Source organism: Jannaschia pohangensis, from assembly GCF_900113875.1.
GTDB classification, from domain to species: Bacteria; Pseudomonadota; Alphaproteobacteria; order Rhodobacterales; family Rhodobacteraceae; genus Jannaschia; species Jannaschia pohangensis.
In genome coordinates this window covers 1-1,185 of record NZ_FORA01000018.1, presented here as the reverse complement: position 1 = coordinate 1,185, position 1,185 = coordinate 1, and the positions used below count along the sequence as shown (strand labels likewise).

Genomic DNA, 1,185 nt, shown 5'->3' with positions numbered 1-1,185 from the left:
TGACGGCGGGACACCTCCCCCATCTTGCGCGTCCAACCATCCAACCATCCAACCATCCCGCCCTCTCGTGACAAAGGCCGCCCCTTGCGGGACGGCCTTTGCGGTGCCGGGGGCGTGCTGCGGGCCGGGGGCCCGTTGCGCGCCGGGTGACGTCGCCGGGGCGAAGTCGCCTTATTCCGTGATCTTGGACACGACGCCCGCACCAACCGTGCGGCCGCCTTCGCGGATGGCGAAGCGCAGGCCCTGCTCCATCGCGATCGGCGCGATCAGCTCCACGCCGAACGACACGTTGTCGCCGGGCATGACCATCTCGGTCCCTTCGGCCAGAACAACCGTCCCCGTCACGTCCGTCGTGCGGAAGTAGAACTGCGGGCGGTAGTTCGCGAAGAACGGCGTGTGACGGCCACCCTCGTCCTTGGTCAGGATGTAGGCCTCGGCCTCGAACTTCGTGTGCGGCTTCACCGAGCCGGGCTTGCACAGCACCTGGCCACGCTCCACGCCCTCACGGTCCACACCGCGCAAGAGCGCGCCGATGTTGTCGCCCGCCTCACCACGGTCCAGCAGCTTGCGGAACATCTCGACGCCCGTGCAGGTCGTCTTCTTGGTGTCGCGGATGCCCACGATCTCGATCTCGTCGCCGACGTTGATCACGCCACGCTCGACGCGACCGGTCACAACCGTCCCGCGACCCGAGATCGAGAACACGTCCTCGACCGGCATCAGGAACGGCTGGTCCACGGCGCGCGCGGGCGTCGGGATGTACTCGTCAACGGCCGCCATCAGGTTGCGGATCGAGGTCTCGCCGATCTCCGGCTCGGTCCCGTTCATCGCGTGCAGCGCAGAGCCGGGGATGACCGGAATGTCGTCGCCGGGATACTCGTACTTCGACAGAAGCTCGCGGATCTCCATCTCGACGAGCTCCAGAAGCTCGGCGTCGTCGACCTGGTCGACCTTGTTCATGTAGACGACCATGTGCGGGATGCCGACCTGGCGACCCAGCAGGATGTGCTCGCGCGTCTGCGGCATCGGGCCGTCGGCGGCGTTCACGACCAGGATCGCGCCGTCCATCTGCGCCGCCCCGGTGATCATGTTCTTGACGTAGTCCGCGTGGCCCGGGCAGTCGACGTGCGCATAGTGACGCGACTCGGTCTCGTACTCCACATGCGCCGTCGAGATCGTGATCCC

Annotated in this window: 1 protein-coding gene; it reads right to left on the bottom strand. The window is 67.0% G+C overall.

The genetic code is table 11. From position 1 onward, the window contains the following. Positions 1-171: 171 nt before the first annotated feature. On the bottom strand, positions 172-1,185 hold a 1,014-nt coding region (gene tuf / locus BM002_RS18950), incomplete at its 5' end, for an elongation factor Tu (RefSeq protein ID WP_092785274.1).